This window comes from Hymenobacter algoricola (genome assembly GCF_039539525.1).
GTDB lineage: Bacteria > Bacteroidota > Bacteroidia > Cytophagales > Hymenobacteraceae > Hymenobacter > Hymenobacter algoricola.
Window position 1 is genome coordinate 1 of record NZ_BAABDH010000079.1, and the last position, 4,620, is coordinate 4,620.

A 4,620-nucleotide genomic window follows, 5' to 3' on the forward strand; every position below is an offset into this window, starting at 1 on the left:
CAGAGTACCAATTGCTCTGAACGCAAAAAACCCGGAAAACCCCTTCTGCTACTTGAGAAGGCATTTTCCGGGTCTTCCGGTTGTAAGTAATTGTACCAGAGACGGGACTCGAACCCGTACTTCCAAAGGAAACAGCATTTTAAGTGCTGCGTGGCTACCGATTACACCACTCTGGCAGAATGTCTAAGCTGATTTTTTCCTCTGTAGGTTGACGTTTGAGCGTGGCAATTTGGGCATAAAAGCTGTAAATTATCAATTCGATGGTCGTTGTTTACACCATTCAGATGATGGAGCTCGAGCGGGACGGGTGCCCCTTGCCAGTGCTGCAAATTACATCTTTCGCATTGCGCCGTTTTGCGGTCTGACTGTAGCAGCCTATTTTTCAGACCGTTACTGGAAGTATACAGTGAATTCTTGGTTAGAATACCATCCCACTCAGCAGCCAGCCAGCACCAGTCCAAGCAGGGCAATAACCTGCGCCACGGAGAGGCTATGAGCGACAATCTCCCGAAACTCATCATCGGTCTTCTTCGGTACCACGGCCAAGGCTTTTACCTAAGCTACGGGTGCGAGAAAGGAAGATACCGAGCATTTTTCTTTTCCTAGTCTACCGTTGCATCGGCGGCCCGGCCCGAAAAACAAAAAAGGATGTCGCCGCAGCAACATCCTTTTTTTGAGCGGGAGACGAGGTTCGAACTCGCGACCTCGACCTTGGCAAGGTCGCGCTCTACCAACTGAGCTACTCTCGCTTGAGGTAAGCCACTGGTGTGCTAGTGGCTAATGGTGCGACAAAGGTAAGCGCGTTTTCTCTGAAGTCAAGCCCTGACCCAAAAAAAGCTCCTTTTCCTCCGCGTTCAGGGGCTTTCTGCCTCATTTTCAGACAGATTATTTTTCCGCCGGAGCCGCTGGAATCAACGTTCCAGCGGCCCACTTCTCGCGCCAGCTTATGGTTTGGCCCCCAGGGCAAGCTTCAGCTCGTTGATTTTGAGCAGCGCCTCAATCGGGGTCATCGTATTCACGTCGAGGTGCTGGAGCAGGTCGCGCACGCGCTCCAGGGCCGGGTCGGCAGGCTCGAACATGCTGAGCTGCAGGCTGGGGCGCGGGGCGGTGGCCACGGCGGCGGCCGGCTGAGCCTTGGGCGTGCGGCCGTTGGATTTCGGCGCTTCATCCAGGCCGGCCAGCACGTCGTCGAACTCGGTGGCGGCTTCCTCGGTGTTGGTGCGCTCCTGCTCCAGGTGGTGCATAATTTCGTTGGCCCGCAGCACCACCGAGGTGGGCATGCCGGCCATGCGGGCCACGTGAATGCCGAAGCTGTGCTCGGAGCCGCCTGCCACCAGCTTGCGCATGAACAGGATGCGGCCGTCGGCCTCGCGCACGGCCACGTTGTAGTTGCGCACCCGCTCGCAGTCGTCGGCCAGCTGGTTGAGCTCGTGGTAGTGGGTGGCGAAGAGCGTTTTGGCCCGGGCCTTGGGAAAGTTGTGCAGGTGCTCGACGATGGCCCAGGCGATGCTGATGCCGTCGTAAGTGCTGGTGCCGCGCCCGATTTCATCCATCAGCACCAGGCTCCGGTCGGAGAGGTTGTTGAGGATGCTGGCCGTCTCGGTCATCTCCACCATGAAGGTACTTTCACCCTTGCTCAGGTTGTCCGAGGCACCCACGCGGGTGAAGATCTTGTCGATGACGCCGATGGTGGCCGCGTCGGCGGGCACGAAGGAGCCGATCTGGGCCAGCAGCACGATAAGGGCCGTCTGCCGCAGCAAAGCCGACTTGCCGGCCATGTTGGGGCCCGTGATGATGACAATCTGCTGGTCGTCCTGGTCGAGGCAGATGTCGTTGGGAATGTAGGCCTCGCCGGGCGGCAGCTGGCGCTCGATGACGGGGTGGCGGCCGGCGCGGATGTCGAGCAGGGTGGAGTCGTTGACGACGGGCTTCACGTAGCGGTGCTGCCGGGCCGTGGCGGCGAAGGAAGCCAGGCAGTCGAGCACGGCAATAGCGCGGGCATCCTGCTGAATCTGGGGCACGAACTCGATAGCCGACAGCACCAGCTCGTTGTAGAGGTTCTGCTCGATGACGAACAGGCGGTCCTCGGCGTGCAGAATTTTCTCCTCGTAGGTCTTGAGCTCCTCGGTGATGTAGCGCTCGGCATTCACCAGCGTCTGCTTCCGGATCCAGGTAGCGGGCACTTTGTCCTTGTGGGAGTTGGTGACTTCGAGGTAGTAGCCGAACACTTTGTTGTAGGCCACTTTCAGCGACGAAATGCCGGTGTTCTGGATTTCGCGCTGCTGGAGCTGAAACAGGTAGTCCTTGCCCGAAAAGGCAATGCCGCGCAGCTCGTCGAGCTCCTTGTCCACGCCGTCGTTGAGCACGTTGCCCTGGTTGGTGAGCACGCCGGCATCGGGGCGGATTTTGACCTTGATTTCCTCGCGCAGCGCCTCGCAGGGGTTGAGCTGGTCGGCCAGCTTTTCCAGGGCCTTCAGGCCCGAGCCGGCCAGCAGCTCCCTGATCGGACTGATGGCGTCGAGGGCGCGGCTGAGCTGGAGCAGTTCCCGCGGGTTGATGCGGCGCACGGCCACCTTGGAAATCAGGCGCTCCAGGTCGTTGATCTGGCGCAGCTGCAGCACTATTTCGCCCAGCAGGTCGGGGTTTTGCAGCAGGCCGTCCACGGTGTCGAGGCGGCGCTGAATCTGGACGGGCTCCTTGAGCGGCAGCACCACCCACTTGCGCAGCAGGCGGGCGCCCATGGGCGTCACGGTCTGGTCCAGAATGTCAATCAGGGGCACGCCGCCCAGGTGCTGGGGCTGGACCAGCTCCAGGTTGCGGACGGTGAACCGGTCGAGCCAGACGTACTTGTCCTCTTCCAGGCGGGCAATGTTGGCAATGTGGCCGACCTCGTCGTGCTTGGTTTCGGCCAGGTAGTGCAGAATGCAGCCGGCGGCGGTGATGCCTTCGCGCAGGCTCTCGATGCCGTAGCCCTTGAGCGAAGTCGTTTTGAAGTGGCGGGTAAGCGTGTCGTGGGCGTAGTCGAAGCCAAAAACCCACTCATCCAAGGCATAGTGGCAGAAGTCGGGGCCGTAGTGGCGCTCAAACTCCTGGCGGCTCTGCTTGCAAAAGAGCACCTCGGCGGGAGCAAAGTTCTGCAGCAGCTTGCCCAGGTATTCCACATCGCCCTGGGCTACCAGAAACTCGCCGGTGCTGATGTCGAGGAAGCTGATGCCGGCTTCCGTCTTGCCGAAGTGAACGGCGGCCAGGTAATTGTTGCTGCGGCGGTCCAGCACGTTGTCGTGAAACGACACGCCGGGCGTAACCAGCTCCGTGACGCCGCGCTTGACGAGGCCCTTGGCCAGCTTGGGGTCTTCGAGCTGGTCGCAGATGGCCACCCGCTGCCCGGCGCGCACCAGCTTGGGCAGGTAGGTATCGAGCGAGTGGTGGGGGAAACCGGCCAGGGCGACTTCCGAGCTCGTGCCGGCCCCGCGCTTAGTCAGCACGATGTCCACGATGCGGGCGGTAGTCACGGCATCCTCGCCGAAGGTTTCGTAAAAGTCGCCCACGCGGAACAAGAGCAGCGCGCCGGGATACTGCTGCTTGAGCTGATAATACTGCTTCATCAGCGGCGTGTCAATCACCGGGGCGGGACCGGCAGAGCCATGCATGGGAACGGGCTTTTTAGCCGGGGCGGTACTCGATTTCACGGGGCAACAGGGTAATAAAGCGAAATAGGGACTGAGGGCAAATAGGGCGGGTACTCCGCTTGTTATCCTGAGCTTGCGAAGGACCTTATCAGGCAGGCATCAAGTTGTTTTTTATCACTATCGTTCAACCGGCAAAAGGTCCTGCGCAAGCTCAGGATGACAATTACTTCGGCAACGACCCTACACGAGATGTATCGGCTTCGCTCGGAATGACCCGAATTGACAGGTATTGCCTCAACGACCACTGCGGGCCGGCGCGTTCCTACCTTTGGGCAAAACACCCCCCGAGCAATGCGCAAACGAACCATGGAAGAGCTGAACCGGCTCTCGGTGACGGACTTCAAAAGTACGGATAAATTCCCCCTTACCCTCGTGCTCGACAACGTGCGCAGCCTGCACAACGTCGGCGCCGCCTTCCGCACCGCCGACGCGTTTGCCATCGAGAAAATCTGGCTTTGCGGCATCACCGGCCGCCCGCCCCAGCGCGAAATCACCAAGACGGCCCTGGGCAGCACCGAGTCGGTGGCCTGGGAATACGCGGCCAGCACGGTGGAGGCGCTCCAGCAGCTCAAAGCGGCGGGCTACCTTATCGTCGCCGTGGAGCTGACCGACGTGAGCCAGGCGCTGACCGGCTTCCACCCTGTCCTGAACCAGCCCTACGCGCTGGTGATGGGCAACGAGGTGTTCGGGGTAGACGATGCGGTGCTGGCCCTGTGCGACGCGGCGGTGGAGATTCCGCAGTTCGGCACCAAGCACTCGCTCAACGTGAGCGTGGCGGCCGGCGTGGTGCTCTGGGACTTTATCAGCAAGATGCTGGCGGCGGGACGCTAGGGCGTGTTCTCAAGAACGTTCGGCATGGCAAAGTCGTAATAGGCTTATTTTCAAGATGAATGCTGACCGTACGTTGCTCACCGATAATCATTGGGCACTG

The 4,620-nt window shown here is 60.3% G+C and carries 3 protein-coding genes and 2 tRNA genes; 1 reads left to right on the forward strand and 4 read right to left on the reverse strand.

Going from position 1 to position 4,620, the window contains the following annotated elements; all coding sequences use genetic code 11:
- Positions 1-93 precede the first annotated feature (93 nt).
- The 4 genes from ABD842_RS14040 to mutS form a co-directional block, all read right to left on the reverse strand.
- Positions 94-176 (reverse strand) — tRNA-Leu (locus ABD842_RS14040).
- Positions 162-470, reverse strand: a complete 309-nt coding sequence (locus ABD842_RS21215) for an HNH endonuclease (protein ID WP_425553192.1) — start codon at positions 468-470, stop codon at positions 162-164. Before ABD842_RS21215 ends, ABD842_RS14040 begins: the two co-directional genes overlap by 15 nt.
- A 206-nt stretch (positions 471-676) precedes the next feature.
- Positions 677-749: transfer RNA gene (locus ABD842_RS14045), tRNA-Gly, on the reverse strand.
- Between the two features lie 195 nt (positions 750-944).
- Positions 945-3,650, reverse strand: a complete 2,706-nt coding sequence (gene mutS / locus ABD842_RS14050; protein WP_345115088.1) for a DNA mismatch repair protein MutS — start codon at positions 3,648-3,650, stop codon at positions 945-947.
- A 330-nt stretch (positions 3,651-3,980) separates the two neighbouring features.
- On the opposite strand from mutS, the gene ABD842_RS14055 reads away from it, so the two are divergent.
- Positions 3,981-4,520 carry an RNA methyltransferase gene (locus ABD842_RS14055; protein ID WP_345115091.1) on the forward strand — a complete coding sequence of 180 codons (540 nt, stop codon included), beginning with the start codon at positions 3,981-3,983 and terminating at the stop codon, positions 4,518-4,520.
- Positions 4,521-4,620 lie beyond the last annotated feature (100 nt).